The 19786-nt window shown below is 36.6% G+C and carries 8 protein-coding genes; 5 read left to right on the forward strand and 3 right to left on the reverse strand.

What is annotated here, in order from left to right:
- The first annotated feature begins 401 nt into the window (after positions 1–401).
- A complete protein-coding gene (locus G5B37_RS01590) occupies positions 402–8252 on the forward strand; it encodes a choice-of-anchor Q domain-containing protein (protein WP_164678312.1) in 7851 nt (2616 codons plus the stop codon).
- A gap of 67 nt (positions 8253–8319) precedes the next feature.
- On the opposite strand, the gene G5B37_RS01595 is transcribed toward G5B37_RS01590, so the two are convergent.
- Positions 8320–8481, reverse strand: coding sequence for an ASPIC/UnbV domain-containing protein (locus tag G5B37_RS01595; protein WP_164678313.1), 162 nt, complete (start codon positions 8479–8481; stop codon positions 8320–8322).
- A 415-nt stretch (positions 8482–8896) separates the two neighbouring features.
- Between G5B37_RS01595 and G5B37_RS01600 the strand changes: the two genes are divergently transcribed.
- Together G5B37_RS01600 and G5B37_RS01605 are read left to right on the forward strand one after the other, a co-directional pair.
- Positions 8897–10240, forward strand: a complete 1344-nt coding sequence (locus G5B37_RS01600; RefSeq protein ID WP_164678314.1) for a hypothetical protein — start codon at positions 8897–8899, stop codon at positions 10238–10240.
- Positions 10241–10348: 108 nt separating this feature from the next.
- On the forward strand, positions 10349–11338 hold the full coding sequence (locus G5B37_RS01605) for a hypothetical protein (protein ID WP_164678315.1): 990 nt from the start codon (positions 10349–10351) through the stop codon (positions 11336–11338).
- 56 nt (positions 11339–11394) lie between these two features.
- Here G5B37_RS01605 and G5B37_RS01610 read toward each other — a convergent pair whose 3' ends face one another.
- Both G5B37_RS01610 and G5B37_RS01615 read right to left on the reverse strand, forming a co-directional pair.
- The gene (locus G5B37_RS01610) at positions 11395–12168 is read right to left on the reverse strand and encodes a class I SAM-dependent methyltransferase (RefSeq protein WP_164678316.1); all 774 of its coding nucleotides are present in this window, start codon (positions 12166–12168) and stop codon (positions 11395–11397) included.
- A gap of 10 nt (positions 12169–12178) precedes the next feature.
- Positions 12179–15235, reverse strand: coding sequence for a glycosyltransferase family 117 protein (locus G5B37_RS01615; RefSeq protein ID WP_164678317.1), 3057 nt, complete (start codon positions 15233–15235; stop codon positions 12179–12181).
- A 484-nt stretch (positions 15236–15719) separates the two neighbouring features.
- Between G5B37_RS01615 and G5B37_RS01620 the strand changes: the two genes are divergently transcribed.
- Positions 15720–16292 carry a hypothetical protein gene (locus G5B37_RS01620; protein ID WP_164678318.1) on the forward strand — a complete coding sequence of 191 codons (573 nt, stop codon included), beginning with the start codon at positions 15720–15722 and terminating at the stop codon, positions 16290–16292.
- Positions 16293–16432: 140 nt separating this feature from the next.
- On the forward strand, positions 16433–19768 hold the full coding sequence (locus tag G5B37_RS01625; protein WP_164678319.1) for a beta strand repeat-containing protein: 3336 nt from the start codon (positions 16433–16435) through the stop codon (positions 19766–19768).
- The last annotated feature ends 18 nt before the right edge of the window (positions 19769–19786 follow it).

Here is a 19786-nt window from a genome sequence, read left to right on the forward strand (position 1 = left end):
GTTAAAACGTACGTTTTATAGTTTGTTAAAGTTTCCGCATAAGAAATCTAATTGAAACGAAAACTGTCTAATTTATAATTCACTATCCTACTTAAAATCAGTTATTACTTCTATTCTGAAACACTGTACTCTAAAACTTAATGAGATGTTAAAAAACTCATCCTCAGTTATTTTAACATAATTTAAGAAAACCAGCCCTTCGCTTCGTTCGTATATTTTAATAAGTCGAGCACTTCTCACAAGTAGTGCGACCTAACTAATGTACCGAAGAAAATGATAACAACATTAAATTGCATTTCAATTTAGACGAAAGTATTACGCGCTATAGAATAGCTGGTAATACTTTTTTTTGTGCGTTGTATTTCTCTTTACATATAAATTATTAACCTAATAAATTAACTATGAAAAGCAAAATTACTCGAAATTGGATTTTACTTGTTTCAATTTTACTTACCACTACATTGTCTTATGGGCAGTTTGTGGTCCTTAACAGCAATAATGCGGGCGCAGGATCATTACGACAAGCTGTTTTAAATGCCAACGCTGCCCCTGGTTTAAACACGATAACCTTTGATTTGGCTACAGATGGAGTGCCTATACTTCTGACTGCTGGTATAACAATTAGTGATGATGTCACTATAACAGGAAATGGTTCAGGAACCACCATTATAGATGGAAGTTCAGGGGCCAATAGATTTCTTGCAACTGGCGGAACCAATACTTCTTTCGATGCAGTAACCATCCAAAATTTCTTACATACAAGTACTACGGAAAATGGAGCGGCTATTGCTATTGTTGGTGGGTCACTTACCGTAACAAATGCAGTTTTTGAAAACAATGAAAGCAACGGTGCTGTAGGAGGTGGAGCCGTACTTGTTAGAAACGCAACAAGCTTATTTACGAATTCTACTTTTACCAACAACCGGGCTGTAAATACAACCTCTGGTAGCGGGGGGGCTATTTTGGTAGATGTGAGCGGAGTTGCCACAATCTCTGGTTCTACGTTTAACGGAAATACTGCTGTACGGGCTGGTGGCGCCATTGAAAAAAATGGTACTGATATGCTAACCATTACCGATACCAGCTTCGATGGAAATGTTGCTTCTGGAGGAACAGCACCAGGAAATGGTGGTGCCTTGCATATTACGGGAGCGGCTAATTCAACCATTACAGGTGGTATTGTTTCTAATAACACTGCCGTAGAAGGTGGTGGATTTTGGAACGGAACAGGACTAATGACTATGAATGGAATTAGTTTTGATGATAATATTGCTACTGGCGGAACAACTGGTGGTGGTGGTGTGTTCACAGTAGGTGGACCATTAACAATTATAGATTCTAACTTTAATAGAAACATAGCTACTACGGGATCTGCTTCTGGAGGTGCTATTTTTGCTGCTGCAAATGCTGTGGTTGACATAAATGGAATGCCAACAGGAGGATTCTTTCAGGAAAATCAAGCCAATAGAGCTGGTGGAGCCATTGAAATGTCTGCTGGAGGAACTTTAACTATTGCAAATAGTAACTTAGGAAACAACATAGCAAATGGGGCTCCTGGAAATGGGGGTGCAATTCACTTAACAGGAAATGCTAATTTAACAATATCAGATTCTAACGTTGCAGCAAATATAGCTGCTCTTGAAGGAGGTGGATTATGGAATGGATCAGGAACTATGACCGTTACAAATACTACCGTTACTGGAAATGACGCCCAAGGTGGCGCTGCTGCAGATGACGGTGGAGGAGGAATCTTCAATAATGGTGGATCACTTATAGTTGATGGTACAAGCACAATTACTGGCAACACCGCAACGGGAGCATTAGGCTCTGGTGGTGGAATTTTAACGTTAGGTGGAACACTTATAGTAGATAACATTACGATTTCAGGAAACACAGCCAATCGCGCTGGTGGTGGAATTGAAATCAACGGTGGTGCAGGTTACGCTTTTACTAACTTAACACTTGATAATAACAGTATTGCAACTCCAAACCCAGGAAATGGTGGTGGATTGCACGTAACGGGCAACGTAGACACATCTTTTACAAATTGTGTTATTACAAATAACAATGCCAATGAAGGTGGTGGACTGTGGAATAATGCTGGAAATATGACAATTGTTTCCTCTACTATCACTGGAAATTCGGCACTTGGAAATGCAACTGGTGGTGGAGGTATCTTTAATCTCGGTCCTGGCGATGTAAATATAGACGCTACAACAACATTAAGTTCAAATATTGCGTCTGGAATGACTCCCGGCGGAAGAGGAGGAGCAATATTCAACAATACCGATGGAACACTTACCCTAGCTTCTGGACTTAACATTAACGGAAACTACGCGAGTAGAGCAGGTGGTGCTATCGAAGATGCTTCTAACGGATTACTAATCTTGAATGGTATCGTTATGCAAGGAAATGCAGCTGGAGTGGATATCGGATTAGGGAATACAATTATGCCAAATCCTGGTAATGGAGGTGCATTACACCTTTCAGGAACTACAAGTGCAACTCTCGATTTTTTCAGTAACGTATCAAATAATCAGGCGGCTTCTGAAGGTGGCGGATTGTGGAACAATTTAGGTACGCTTACTGTGAACCTTCCTATCATGGACGGTAATATTGCCTATGGAGACGATGCTACCAATGGTGGTGGTGCTATATTTAACAATGGTGGTACCCTTTCAATAAATGGCGGTGCATATTCAAATAACACTGCTTTGGGAACTTCTGGTTCTGGGGGTGCGGTAATGAGTACCGATGGTACAGTTACCATCACAGATGTGGTAATGGCTTTCAATAGCGCTAACAGAGCAGGTGGTGCTATCGAACTAATAGAAGGTGCCTTAGATGTAAGCGGAAATTATAACTTAAGTCAGAATAACGCGGGTGCCAACCCTGGTAACGGTGGGGCAGTTCATATTACTGGAGCTGCGAACTCTACATTTACCGGCGGATTGATACAAAACAATATAGCAGGCCGTGAAGGAGGAGGACTCTGGAACGGAACAGGAACTATGACCGTTACCAATACAAATATCTCTGGTAACGATGCGCAAGGACCTGCAGGAGATGATGGTGGTGGTGGAATATTTAACAACGGTGGTGCCCTTATTGTTATGGGAACATCTGTTTTAGACGGTAACTCAGCATCTGGACTTTCTGGTTCTGGAGGTGGAATTTTCAACTTAACACCTGGAACACTCGTTGTAGACGGAGTAGAAATAACAAATAATACGGCTAACAGAGCTGGTGGAGGAATTGAGTTAAATGCGGTAGCGGGAGAAACATATAGTTTTGATGACATAACATTAACAAATAATAGCATAGCTACTCCTAACCCTGGAAATGGTGGTGGTTTACATATTACCGGAGCTGGAGATGTGAATATTTCTAACTCTTTAGTAGATGGGAATAGCGCCAACGAAGGTGGTGGTTTATGGAACCACAACGGTAACATGACTATCACTAATACTGTTATAACAAATAATTCTGCTCTCGGACCAAATACCGGTGGTGGTGGTCTTTTTAATCTTGGAGGAGGAACACTCGCTATAGATGTGGCAAGTACTTTAACAGGAAATATCGCTTCTGGTGCGACCCCTGGGGGACGTGGAGGAGCAATCTTCAATAATACTGGCGGTACTTTAACAATTGCTCCAGGTAGTACAATAAATGGGAACTACGCAAGTAGAGCTGGTGGAGCTATTGAAGACGCCTCAGGAAATACGCTTCTTTTAGATAATGTAACGCTTAGCGGAAATGCTGCTGGAGTTGATATAGGTTTAGGAAATACAATTACTCCTAACCCTGGAAATGGTGGAGCAATTCACTTATCAGGTACTTCAGGACTGACAATTAGTAATTCATTAGTAGATGCCAATTTAGCCGCTTCTGAAGGTGGCGGACTGTGGAATGGATTGGGAACAATGACCATAGACGCAGTGCAAATCACAAATAACATAGCAAGCGGTGCTGCCGGAGATAATGGCGGTGGAGGTGTTTTTAATAATGGTGGAACACTAGACATATTAACTGGAACCAATATCAATAATAATTTAGCCAACGGAGCTTCAGGTTCTGGTGGAGCACTATTATCTACCGATGGTACTGTAACTATTGCTGATATTTTTATTGATCAAAACAGTGCTAATAGAGCTGGTGGTGGAATTGAAATTATAGATGGAACTGTAAACCTTACAGGCACAGTACTTGTAAATAATGATGTAAATGGTACAGCAGGAACACCTAGTCCTGGAAATGGTGGTGGTATGCATGTCACAGGTATTGCAACGATAACTGTAAGTGATGCCTTAGTTGGTAATAACGAAGCTTTTAACGAAGGTGGCGGATTATGGAACCAAGCTGGGAGTACCATGAATGTGACTAATACATCTCTAAATCTAAACCTTGCCGTTTCTGGCCCAGGTGGAGGTGCTATTTTTAACAATGGTGGAGATATGAATATTGACGGCGGAAATGCAATCTCTAACAAAGCTACAGGAATCTCTGGTTCTGGTGGTGGATTACTTTCTACAGATGGTATCATTACTGTGACAAACGGAATGTTTGACGGAAACAGTGCAAATAGAGCCGGTGGTGGTATTGAAATTGTAGACGGTACACTAAACTTAACTGATACAACCCTACAAGGAAATGACGTAAGCGGGAACGCAGGGACCCCTAATCCTGGAAACGGAGGGGGAGTTCATATTACAGGAGTTGCTACTACAACAATTACAAACGGGGCGATTACATCTAACGACGCCGCTAGCGAAGGTGGTGGTTTATGGAATCAAGCTGGAAGTACAATGACAGTAGACGGTACATCAATCGATAGCAATCAAGCTGGAGGTGCCGCTGCAGACAATGGTGGAGGTGGAATTTTCAATAACGGGGGAATTCTTATTGTACAAAACCTTAGTAGCATTAATAACAATGCGGCAACTGGAACTGCAGGTTCTGGTGGAGGAATTCAAAACGTTGATGGTGGTTCTGTTACTGTAACAAATTCAGCAATAACAAATAATACAGCGAAAAGAGCTGGTGGTGGAATTGAAGATAATTCTACTGGCGCAGCAGGTATAATTACTTTAACAGATGTAACCTTAGACGATAACTTCGTAGGAACTGCACCAGGAAATGGTGGTGGCTTACATATGACTGGTCCTGGAACTTCTACAATTACAAATGGTTCGGTTTCAAATAATAGAGCAACACTAGAAGGTGGTGGTCTGTGGAATGGATCTGGAACTATGACAGTAGATGGAACCACCGTAGACGGCAACACGGCAAACGGAGACATGGCCAACGAAGGTGGAGGAGGTATCTTCAACAATGGAGGTACACTTGATGTTATCAATGCAACCATCACAAATAATATCGCCGATGGATCTTCAGGTTCTGGTGGTGGTATTTTAAACGATTCAGGTACAATTACGGTTGCCGACACAGAGATCTCTGGAAACACATCTATGAGAGCTGGTGGAGGAATTGAAGTTGCCTCAGGTGGAGGAACGACTACACTTACGAATGTAGATTTACTAAACAACACTACAGCATCTGCTCCAGGAAATGGGGGAGGACTGCATATTACAGGGGCTGACAATAGTACTGTAACAGGTGGAACGATTTCAGGAAATACTGCAGCCCTAGAAGGTGGTGGATTATGGAATGGATCAGGAACTATGAGTGTAGACGGAGCTACTATTGATGGTAACACGGCAAGCGGTGATGGAGCGAACGAAGGTGGAGGAGGTATCTTCAACAATGGAGGTACACTTGATGTTATCAATGCAACCATCACAAATAATATCGCAGATGGAGCCTCAGGTTCTGGTGGTGGTATTTTAAATGACTCAGGTACAATTACGGTTGCCGACACAGAGATTTCTGGAAATACATCTATGAGAGCTGGTGGAGGAATTGAAGTTGCCTCAGGTGGAGGAACAACTACACTTACGAATGTAGACTTACTAAACAACACTACAGCATCTGCTCCAGGAAATGGAGGAGGACTGCATATTACAGGGGCTGACAACAGTACTGTAACAGGTGGAACGATTTCAGGAAATACTGCAGCCCTAGAAGGTGGTGGACTATGGAACGGATCAGGAACTATGAGTGTAGACGGAGCTACTATTGATGGTAATACCGCAAGTGGAGCCATGGCGAATGAAGGTGGAGGAGGCATCTTCAACAATGGGGGTACACTTGATGTTATCAATACAACCATCACAAATAATATCGCAGACGGAGCCTCAGGTTCTGGTGGTGGTATTTTAAATGACTCAGGTACAATTACGGTTGCCGACACAGAGATCTCTGGAAACACATCTATGAGAGCTGGTGGAGGAATTGAAGTTGCCTCAGGTGGAGGAACAACTACACTTACGAATGTAGACTTACTAAACAACACTACGGCATCTGCTCCTGGAAATGGAGGAGGACTGCATATTACAGGGGCTGACAATAGTACTGTAACAGGTGGAACGATTTCAGGAAATATTGCAGCCTTAGAAGGTGGTGGACTATGGAATGGATCAGGAACTATGAGTGTAGACGGAGCTACTATTGATGGTAATACCGCAAGTGGAGCTATGGCGAATGAAGGTGGAGGAGGTATCTTCAACAATGGGGGTACACTTGATGTTATCAATGCAACCATCACAAATAATATCGCAGACGGAGCCTCTGGTTCTGGTGGTGGTATTTTAAATGACTCAGGTACAATTACGGTTGCCGACACAGAGATCTCTGGAAACACATCTATGAGAGCTGGTGGAGGAATTGAAGTTGCCTCAGGTGGAGGAACAACTACACTTACGAATGTAGATTTACTAAACAACGCTACAGCATCTGCTCCAGGAAATGGAGGAGGACTGCATATTACAGGGGCTGACAACAGTACTGTAACAGGTGGAACGATTTCAGGAAATACTGCAGCCCTAGAAGGTGGTGGACTATGGAACGGATCTGGAACTATGAGTGTAGACGGAGCTACTATTGATGGTAATACCGCAAGTGGAGCTATGGCGAATGAAGGTGGAGGAGGCATCTTCAACAATGGGGGTACACTTGATGTTATCAATACAACCATCACAAATAATATCGCAGACGGAGCCTCTGGTTCTGGTGGTGGTGTTCTTAGCACAGATGGAGCTGTAACAGTAACCGATTCAGAAATTAGTGCCAACGCTGCAATTAGAGCAGGTGGAGCAATCGAAATTATAGATGGTTCTTTAACCGTAACTACGTCTCAACTATTAGATAATGATGTTGACGGAACTGCTGGTGCTGCAAACCCAGGAAATGGAGGTGCTTTGCATGTTACAGGAAATGCTTCGATAATTGATATTGCTGAAACTACTGTAGACGGAAACAGAGCTGCAAATGAAGGTGGTGGACTATGGAATCAAGGAGGTAGTATAATGAATGTACTTACGTCTACAATTTCAAGAAATAGCGCTGCTGAAGGTGGTGGTATCTACAACAATACAGATGCAATTACCACGGTAATGAGAAGTACAATTTCAAGTAACGATGCCAGTGCTAATGGTGGAGGTATTACAAACGACGGTGCTTCACTAGACTTAAACGCTGTTACAGTAGGAGCAAATACAGCCGCCGGAACAGGTGGAGGTATACAAAGTAATACCACTACAAGCTTGAAGAACACTATTGTTGCTTTAAACACAGCTGGTTCAGGTCAAGATGTAAGTGGTACATTTACTTCAAACGATTATAATTTAATTGGTACCGACGATGAAGCAGCATTTCCAGAACAAGCTAACGATGTAGAAGAAGTAGATCCAATGTTAGGACCATTACAGAATAATGGTGGTACTACAGAAACACACGAGTTGTTACTAGGTTCTCAAGCCTATAATGGAGGAGACCCGGCAGATGGCTTTGACGACCAAATTGGTCAGAGCGTATTTGATTCAATTCGCGATATTGGAGCTTTTGAAGCGCAAGATATCTTGTTATCGATTGATGACATTTCAAACAATGGAACAGGTGTTGTTGTATATCCTAACCCATCACAAGGGTTAGCAAACATCGATATTCCTCAAACATTTGGAAGTGAAATTCAAATAACTGTTGTTGAACTAGGTTCAGGAAAAATTGTAAAGAATTTTAGAGCGAATCAAGGAACCAATCAGTTAGAGTTTGGTGGTATGGCCAATGGAGTTTATATCATTCAAATTGTTTCTGAAGGAGCAACATCAACACATAGGTTGATTTTAGCCAAATAAATAATTGCTATGAAAAGGAAAAGCCTCTTCTTCGGAAGGGGCTTTTTTTATACATTCTTTTGAAATTTTACTTCTTGTTAATTACTTTAATTGTTTCAGGGTAGGTAATTTCATATGAAGCATTTGAAGCTAGATTCTTTACAGTAAAAACCTGTTCATTACTCCAACGAATTTCAACTGAAACCTCATTGTCTTCACCAAGACCAAAATGCTGTTCTTTAGGATGCACAGATAGATACCCCGAAGTACTATGAATTTCTTACAATATGTTTTAAACACGTGAGGGGAAAAGTGCAAAATTTATAATAACCAGTGACCCAAGATAGATAGCTTTGCCGAGGCATATTAATTCAGGTTCAATAGAAGCACTTTTAGTATAAACAACGTAAAAGGAGGGAGGATAATATATCAAGACGACAAAGATGTAATTTGTCACCGTCTTGTAAGAGAAGTGATAACAGCTTATAAAAACATCGAAAATTTAGTTTCTTAGATTAATAAAAATTATAATCATATATTACCCATTCAAGGAGTAATTTGATAATTTTCTACTACTTTAAACCTAAGATTAGCTATGTATACTGCAATAGACATTCCGTTTATAAAACAGTTTTAGAATATCTTTAATTTGTCAACTATAACTTATGCAAAAAATCTTAATACTTCTATTTGCGGTGTTAAACCTTTCTTTTCAAACAAAAGAAAGCTTAAATAGTATTTTTGAAAACTGTCTAATTTCTGATACAGAAAGTAATATTGCTCGAGAGAATCCTATTAGGGTTATCGCATTTGATGAAGCTAACAATCGTATAAAAACAAACTATACATTACTCGAGAATCTGGTAATAAAAGCGACAAATCAGGAATCTTGGTTTATAACACAAAGCGAAGAAGCTACAACCATTGTTGAAATTAAACATGTAGACGTTAAATCTGGTTGGATTACCATTGGCGAAACCTATGCTGGATTTTTTAATATGGATGATGGTGAGACCCTAGAGTTTTTTAATCCGTTTATTAATTATAAAATTATTAACAACAAGCCTTTGTTTGATACGTATCCAACAAGGGTAGAAAATGAAAATATTAATTATATACAAGCGGGCGGAATCATTAAAAGAGCAGCAAATGATTATGTGTTACTAACGCCTGTTATTTTTGGTGCGCATAAAAAAAGATCACTTTATTATGCTACAAGTTCGGATTTAGAAAATTGGAAATTTCAGAATCAAAAATTACTTGATACAGAAGAAATTGCGTTCGCAAAGAAAAAGGGAAATGTCTTTAGTACAGGAAATCCTTTAGAATTGAAAGATGGTACATTCTTAGTTCTACTAGGTGTAGAACAACCCAATGGAAACTATACTTCAGCATATATGATTCTCAATAAAGACTTAGAAGTAATACAAGTACCTCAAGAAATAAAATTACCTAATTGGCATGGCGTATCTCAAAATAGTTTTCCATTGTCCATAACAAAATATAATGATACCTTCCGTATACTGTTACATCGAAGAAGTGAAAATTTTATCGACTCCGAAATTCATGAAATTACAACAAAAAACATAGTTAAAGCATTTGATTATAACGAGGGGATTCTCTCTTCTTCAATCATTCAAGAAACTAGAAATGCTAGTGGGTATTTACGCGGTAAAGCGGATGATGCTAGTTATTTAATCTTTAATTCTGAATTATATATTTTACTAGGCAGTGAAGAATTGCCCTCTGAATATTTAACTTCTTTTAATCGTGAATATGGTCTGTTAAAGTTAGAAAATAAGAAATGGATTCACGACGAACGTAGTCCGCTAATTGTTAATCCAATGACTATTCATCATAAATATCCGGAGTATGAATGGGCTTCAGATCATTTAGGAGGATTTATTTCCCCTGTATTTAATGAGAATTTTCTATATTTATTTTTAACATTTGGAACTGATAATCCAGACTATCTTCTTTCAGGAATTAAAATAGAAATACCAAAATAACGTAAACTTGAAGTAAAGAACTATTTATTAATTTTGATAACTTCTCTTTTTTATTAAAAGTATGTTCTTCGATACTTTATATAACAAAGTATAAAGTAAATGAGCTAAATGATTTCAATAGATAAATTAAATTTTTTACTTATAATTTTAAGTTTTGTACTAGCCTGTTTTTTGCCTTTTGAATTATTTTTATTTAGCTATGCCTTCTTCGGACCATTACATTATCTAACAGAGACGAATTGGATTAGAGATAAAAAATACTTCGTAGATAACACACACTGGAAATACATAGTATTTATTTCAGCTATAATCTATTCTTTACCGTATATCTTTTCCCTTCCATTTTGGTCTCATTTACTAGATGAATCTACAATATCTTTTTTTACCAAAAACTTGGTAAAATACACCAATATGCTATTATTATTTGTGCTAGTGTCTGCAATTAGTTCTGCATTTTTTAAAACCTATAAAGCATTTATTATAAGCTTTATGTTTACATTAGGTTTTTCCTTTTGGTTGTACACCACCGATATTTATATACTAATACTTGGCTTGCTGTTACCAACAATTATCCACGTGTATGTGTTTACTATTTTATTTATGATTTACGGTATTAGGAAAGAAAAAAATACGTTCGGCATTGTGAATGTTGCTCTAGTTCTACTACTTCCTATTTCTTTGTTCTTTATTGACTTAGATTTTTTCTCGTATCGATTTTCCGATATTATTAAAGCGAATTACATAGACAATAATTTTCATGTACTGAACGCTAACTTGGCAAATATTTTTGGAGTGTATGAAGATTTAAAATTTTTCTTCTATGAAAAAATAGATTTAAAAATCCAAATATTTATCGCTTTTGCATACCTCTATCATTATTTGAATTGGTTTTCAAAAACCACAATTATAGGATGGCATAAACAATTAAACAGAAAAAAGACGATAATCATCTTTTCAGTATGGATAGTACTTTTAGCAGCGTATTATTACGATTATAGATTGGGATTGATACTGTCTATTTTCTTCAGTATATCACACGTTATGTTTGAGTTTCCATTGAATATAATAACAATTAAGCAGATATTTCGATTGAAATAAAGCTATGCCAAAGATCAATATTAAACTATTGTACCAGTTGTATACTTATTTCGCAGCTATTTCTTCAAAACACAGAAAAAATCTAATGTATTTTGCGAATACACCCCCAATGAATAGTCTTCTAAGGAAATATTATTTACTAGGGTTGAATTTTTTTTAAAGAGCGTTTTTCTATTTATTCTATTAGTAATTTCGTAGGGTAACTTTAGAAGAGCTGCGGGTACTAAGTACTGTATTTTAAAAATGTCTAACCTTAGAATTTTTTCAACAGATTTTTTATTTTTCAAATAGTATTCGTCTGTTTTTTTATTTCCCTGAATACTTGCAACTTTATAGTCTACAAAACTTTTCTTAATTAAACTATTTATCTCAGCGTAGTTATATTCTTTATAGTGCCAAGGATTTCTGGCAATGGTTTTTTTTGAATTTGGAGTAGTAATATAGGCGATACCGTCTGGTTTTAAAACACGGTGAATTTCTTTAATAAAAGCATCTGCATCTTTTATGTGCTCTAATACTTGAAAGGAAACGATAACATCAAAACTATTGTCGTTTAGCTTAAGAGAAGGAGTTATATTTTGCATTAATACTGAAGTATTTGGATATTTTCGTTTAATTTTTTTCAGTACTTTTTTATTTTTATCTATGACCGTTAGAGATTTCGACTTTCTTGAAATAATATCCAAACCGTAGCCCTCTCCACAACCTATTTCTAAAACATCTCCGTGCACTTTATTGGCAATTAAGGTGTACGCCTTTAAAGTTCTTTGAAATAAAGGGTTATCAGACAAAATTTTAGAAGAAGTTACTTCAGTGGAAAATAAAAACATGAATAATAGATTAATAGGGCCAATTCCGTTGCTTCCAAAGATTATGTTTAGTTTCAAAAGCTTTATAACCTTTATCATCTACATTTAAAGTTGATATTTCTCCAGGAAACTGTTGCCTCATTTGTATATACATATTTTTTAATTTTTCAGCATAACTTACGTTTATAGCTGGATACGGCGGGTCGAATGAGGTAATCCATACAAGCTCATCCCAAATGTTTTTCATAGCCGTCGCACAGATATTGTCACCCTTGGTTTTTAAGCCAGCTCTATAATATAATTTACCCAAGGCATATGCATATTGCTTATAGGCTATTGTTTTATTAGGAAAAAGAGAGAAACATTTATCTAAGACAAGAATGGCTTCTTCTTTTTTATTTTCTTCCAATAACGCTTGGGCTAAAAAATAATAATTTCGTCTTAAAATATCCTGAACATAGACCCTATTTTCATAAGGTATAAATTTCTCATCATCATTTAAACCTTCAAATTGCAGTTTATTCATGATGTACGGATACATCATATTTGTATTTACAATTTTTGGGTTGAGTGTATCTCCCTTTCTTTGAATAGGAGCAAGGCGTTCAACCATTCCATTATGTACTAAATAATCTTGTAAGCCTAAATAATGGCCAGACTTACCGTTAATAGCAAAACATATGGGCCTATCATGTATGTTATTTGTAATAACGTTCATTAGAACAATTTCATTAAGGCCGTAAAAATCTTTTGGGTAGTCCCATTTTACTTCGGCAGTATAGAATGCATTTAAATCTTCAGCTGTTAAACCATTCTTCTTCATTTTGAAGGTGTCTATTGGGATGGAGAATTTAGTTGCGGGCATATAATGCCTTAATCTCCCATTCCAATTAATTTGGGTGGTACTATCCTGAAAGAATTCGAATAAAATAGGTAATTCTGCTGCTCGGTCAATTTCTTTTTGAAGTGGAATTAACTTATCTACTCCATTAATATAAAAATGCTTCTTCAAACTTATTTGAATAGGCTTAGAAGAACCCACTGTATGCTTAAGTCTATCTATATGAGTATCTAAATTCAATTGATCAAAATTTAAAACTCTCACATCTGTTCTATAATTCTCAACTTCTTGTAAATACCACAGAGGAAATGTCATGTTATCTCCATTTGTAATCAGTATGGCTTGTTCTGGGCAAGCATCTAAGTAAGCTTTTCCAAATTCATAAGCAAAAGTGTCTTTACTACGTTGATGATCATCCCACCCTTTTGCTAGCATTTGTATAGGTCCGCCAATTAAGACCAGAATTGAAACCACAATTAATCTAATCTTGGCTGAAACTAAAAATTTAAGGGTGTTGTAAAATAAAAGAATTGAAAGACCTACCCAAAGTGAAAAAATAAGAAATGAACCAATAAAAATATAATCTCGTTCTCTAACCAAAATACTTGACGGAACGGGGTTTATATATAATGTTATACCTAATCCGAAAGATAGAAAAATAAATAATGTTGTTAAAAAAAACTGTCTATGTTTTACAAGTGAAAGCAGACCAATAATCCCAAAAATAAAGGGAATGAAATAATAGGCGTTCCTACTTTTGTCGGTTCTAAAATATTCTGGCATTTTGGAATAATCACCAACTCTTGCTTTGTCTATACTATTTATTCCGCTAATCCAATTACCATCCTTTACATAGCCCAACCCCTGATTGTTATTTTGTTTTCCGATAAAATTCCAAAATAAGTAACGAAGGTTTAACCACGAAACTTGATAATCTATAAAGAAATTGAAATTTTCTTTAAATGTTGGTTTGTAAATTTTCTTGATTTCTCCATTGACCGAATAATCGATTGGCTCGCCTTTTATAGTCGTCCATAATTTGTACTCGTTTTCATCTTTAGCCTCATATAGCCTTGGAAAAAACATGGAAAATTCATCAGCATAGTTTATGTTTTGGAAGTCACCATTATCGACAGTGATATATTTTTGTTTTTCAGAGTCAAATGTCAAAATGGGGTCACCATTTAAAAATGGTTTTTGATTATTTAGAGGTGCGTTATATGTATAACCATTTAATAAAGGTATGCTGCTTATACCAAACTGGTCTCCCTTTATATATTGCAACATCCTATTACTATTTTCTATGCCATTGGCGATTTGCGAATTAGCTTTAGATCTTTGAATAGGCATTAAATAAGAGCTAACACCTACAAGAAAAAACAATAGGGCTAATACAATATGGTGTGCATTGAATTTCTTTTTTCTATATGTATATAATAGTGAGATTCCAAAGAATGCGGTTATAATTGCTAGCATAACAAGTATACCTGTATTCATAGAAGTGTTAAGTGTATTCACTAACCAAATGTCTAGAGAATTTGCCATTTGTATAATACCCTGAATAATAAACAGGTAAATAAAAAAAAACAATAAACAGCCAAATAGTAAGGATAGCACTGTATTTTTTATAGTTAATCCATATTTTTTATGGGTAAATAAAAGTGATAGAGGAATGATTGTAGATATGAGTATTAAATGAACTCCTGTAGAAATACCAAATAATAGTGCTAATAATAACAATAACCTATCGCCCTCAATATCATTCAATGAATGTTCCCACTTTAACATTATATAAATCATTATCGCTAACAATGCGAACGAAAGAGTATATACCTCTGTTTCAGTAGAAGCAATCCAAAAACTATTTGAGAAGGCCAATGTTAACGCACTTGTAAGACCTGTTAAATAAGGCAAGTACGCTATTTCAAAATCAGATTTCTTACTTTGGATTTTAGTAGTTATATGAAAAGTTATTTTAAAAAGGTATGTCACGGTTAACGCCCCGAAAAAACCAGATATCAGATTTGATACAAAGGCCGCTTTAGAAGCAGAAAAAAACTGTAACACTATACTGCAAAGCATTGTGTAAAAAGGAGCGCCTGGAGGATGAGTGGCTTGTAAATTATAATTGCTACCAATAAATTCGGGACTATCCCAAAATGAAATTGACCTTGACGCAGAGATCGCGTATACGGTAAAAACGAATACAAAAAGAATTAGGCTTGTAATTCTTTCTCTTTTAATCATACAACTAATAATTAAAATTTTTTGGCAAGATAATAGAAATAAAATCTTATAAAATAATTATTCAAATTTATTCGTAAGATTTTTTCCTATGTTTGGATGAGAAGAAATAAGACAATTTGTATAAAAAAAATAAGAAATTGTGGAATAATCTCATACAGAAGTAATGTGATAGTATTCACGATATCGTAATTTATATTTTGGCTAAGTTATTACGATATCATATTTCCGGTAAGATATTGATTATGCAAAGGATAAAATGTGATAACTTTCATTTTAGTTTCGAATTTGCTATCCAATCATTTTTGGTATATTTGAAACCCAACTAACCAGATAACCCTACTTCATGCATAAAAATGCGCTTCATTCCTTCGTGTTAAAAAATATACGTAAGCGTGCTCAAAAGAAGAGAACATCAGGACCATCAAGTCTGCTGTATTATTTTCAAGCCAAATATTCAAATAGTTTTTTTATTAAATAGGTTTCAATGAGATTTAAGAAATTAAATATGTTATTGCTTCTTTTTTTAGGAATTAGCATGTCAACTTTAGCACAAAGTAAAAAGAAAAGAATTGATGAAGAGTTTCCTACTCCAATTGCGTTTCCTTTCGAATTTTTTGGTGATTACGCCGGAAATTTAAGAGTTTCAGACAATACAGGAACTCTGGCAAATATACCTACAGAACTTTCTCTTACTAAAACAGATATAGATGGGGAGTTTGAGTATACAATAGTGTTTTTAAATGGAAAAGATAAAGAACAATTAACACATAGGCTCTTTACAATAGACCAAGAAAAAGGATTTTATGCAATTAAAGATAATCAAGGACTTGAATTTACTGCAATTTTAATTGATGGGATACTTCATAGTATGTTTGAAGTAAATGATATGCTACTGTTTACAACATTACAATTTACAAACGATGAAAAGGTTAGACTTACTATAACCCGAGCAAAGAAGATACTAAATAGTAGAACGAAAAAACTTAAAGAAGACCAAGCTAAATCATCAAATGTAGTATTAGTTCAAAAAGCACTTTTAAGTAAAGTTCGCAACTAATCTATACGTTCAAAACAAATGAACTACATCTACAATTGCCTTGTGTTGCATAAATACGTACTAGTACGTATTTGTATATATAATATTAAAATGTAATTTTATCAAACCATTTAGAAACTAACTAATTAAAATTCAAGTTTATGAAAAAACATTATTTTATTTTAACAATCTTTATGCTTTCTATACTAGGAGTGCAAGCCCAAACGTTTAACGAAACTATGGGTACTGGCTCTGGTGTCAATATTACTTCTGGAGATTTTAACACCATGTATGGAGATAGTACGGGTAGTTTTATAACCTCAGGGTCTAGAACTACCTTGTTAGGTTATAGTGCTGGACGAAGTGTGACTACTAGTGAGCTAACTGCCATTGGGTACTTAGCTGGTTACTCCAATACTACAGGTTTCGACAATACTTTTATTGGATACGAGGCTGGACGTTTAACTGTTAATGGCGGAGATAACACGTTTGTTGGCGCTGAATCTGGAGAAAATAATACCACAGGTTATGATAACACCTTTGTAGGAGAAGAATCTGGAGCAAATAACACCACTGGATATGAAAATACTTTCATAGGTGAAGATGCAGGGTTTAGTAACACTACTGGTTACAAAAACACATTTATAGGAAACGAAGTAGGTATTTCTTCCGATGTGGGATATAGAAATACAGGAGTGGGTAGTGAATCTATGAGCGATGTAGATGATGGGCATCATAATACAGGTCTTGGTGATTCTGCAGCTATCGATATTGGAGATGGTATTTATAATACAATGGTAGGGGCAGCTGCTGGTGTTGCAACAGAATATGCAGATTATAATACATTTATCGGTGCTCAATCAGGCTGGGATAATAACCGTACAAATAATACATCAAATGCAAATCATAATACGTATGTAGGATTTTCTGCTGGATTTACGAATAGAGAAGGACAATATAATGTAGGTATGGGATCGCTTGCAGATTTTGACAACACTAATAGATCTAATACAATGTTCTTTGGGTATAATATTACCGCGAGTAATAATAATGTAATGGGCTTTGGTAATAATTCTTTTATAGACGGTCCATATTCTATTTCTTTAGGTATAGATCATGATGTAAGAGGGCAAAATTCTATTATGATGGGGTATTTAGGAAATATGCCAGCCTTAGCAGATTATTCTGTAGGTATTGGTGATCGTGTTGATATTGCAGAAAATGATGTGGTTGGTATTGGACGATCAGTCAATGTTGATAATCAATATGCCGTAGCAATTGGTTCTACTACAGTAGCACAAAACGATGGCGCAATTGTCATTGGATACACAGCTTCTTCAACAGATCCAGGTGGGTTAGACCCAACAAATAATATTGCTATAGGTAATGCTGCAAACGTACAAGGTAGAAATGCAGTCGCTATTGGTAATGCAGCAACAGCTGTAAATGATAATTCTATGGTGTTAGGGGGTGCTACAAATCCATTAAGTGTTGGTATTGGTACAGACGCACCTAATGCTAATGCTTCTTTAGATTTAGTGGGTTTTAATAAAGGGTTACTTGTAAATAGAGTTACCAATGCCCAACGAACTAATATGGAAACTTCCCCAGCGTCAGGTATAGCATTAGATTTGGCAGATGAAGGATTGATGGTTTTTGATACTGAAGATGATGCATTGTATGTTTGGGATGGATCGGATTGGGTTGCTTTTGGTTCTGGAACAGATGATCAAACCGTAGACCTTTTTCAACTTGATGGAAACAATTTAGAACTTTCTTTAGAAGACGATGGCGCTGCTGCGCTGCAGGTAGATCTTTCAGGATATTTAGATAATACAGACAACCAAACAGCTGACGTTTTTCAGCTAAACGGAAATAACCTAGAACTTTCTTTAGAAGACGATGGAGCTGCAACGCAACAAGTAGATCTTTCAGGATATTTAGATAATACAGACGATCAAACAGCAGACGTTTTTCAGTTAAACGGAAACAACCTAGAACTCTCTTTAGAAAATGACGGTGCAGCTACACAACAAGTAGACCTTTCAGGCTATCTAGACAACACAGACAACCAAAATATTGCTGGTTCTGGTTTGGCAGGAACAGACTTAACTATCGGAATTTCTGGTGGTACTTCGCAAACTGTAGATTTGTCTTCGCTAAATGATTCAGGAACAGATGACCAACAATTATCAATTGCTGGAAATTCATTAGATCTAGAAGATGGTGGTTCTGTAGACCTTTCAGGATACTTAGACAATACAGACAACCAAAATATTGCTGGTTCAGGTCTTGCAGGAACAGACTTAACTATTGGTATTTCTGGAGGTGCTTCGCAAACTGTAGATTTGTCTTCGCTAGATGATTCAGGAACAGACGACCAACAATTATCAATTGCTGGAAATTCATTAGATCTAGAAGATGGTGGTTCTGTAGACCTTTCAGGATACTTAGACAATACAGACAACCAAAATATCGCTGGTTCAGGTCTTGCAGGAACAGACTTAACTATTGGTATTTCTGGAGGTGCTTCGCAAACTGTAGATTTATCTTCACTAGATGATTCAGGAACAGACGACCAACAATTGTCAATTGCTGGAAATTCATTAAATCTAGAAGATGGTGGTTCTGTAGACCTTTCAGGATACTTAGACAATACAGACAACCAAAATATCGCTGGTTCAGGTCTTGCAGGAACAAACTTAACTATTGGTATTTCTGGAGGTGCTTCGCAAACTGTAGATTTGTCTTCGCTAGATGATTCAGGAACAGACGACCAACAATTGTCAATTGCTGGAAATTCATTAAATCTAGAAGATGGTGGTTCTGTAGACCTTTCAGGATACTTAGACAATACAGACAACCAAAATATCGCTGGTTCAGGTCTCACAGGAACAGACTTAACCATTGGTATTTCTGGAGGTGCTTCTCAAACAATCGATTTGTCTTCTCTAAATAATGCTGGTACAGACGACCAGACGTTAGGTAATTTCTTATTAACTAACGAAATTTTGAGTTTAGCAATCGAAGATGGAAATGTTGTAAACGTTAGTTTAGCACCATTAATTCAGCCGTTAGAAGATGAAAATGCGGCACAACAAGCTCAGATTGATGCTTTGTTGGCAAATGCAGCTGCACAACAAGCGCTTATAGACGACTTAATAGATCGAGTAGAAGCACTTGAAGATTGTGCTTGTAAAACGTTAGATGCTCCAGATTTCGATCCTAATACGGGCGGTAGAGCATACCTATACCAGAATGTTCCTAATCCTTTCGGTAATACAACATCTATTGGTTACTACATTCCTTTTGAGCATTCAAGAGCTAACCTCTTAATCACAACTACAGAAGGTAAAGTGCTTTCTAACATTGCGATTAGAGAGTTTGGTGAAGGAACTATTGAGTTTAATAAATCAACGCTTCAATCTGCAATGTATTTCTATACACTATACGTAGATGGTGAGCGAGTAGATACGAAGAGAATGCTAGTAGAATAGCAGATTTTTTTTTCATAA

Origin of the sequence: Rasiella rasia, from assembly GCF_011044175.1 — a bacterium.
Taxonomy (GTDB): Bacteria; Bacteroidota; Bacteroidia; order Flavobacteriales; family Flavobacteriaceae; genus Marinirhabdus; species Marinirhabdus rasia.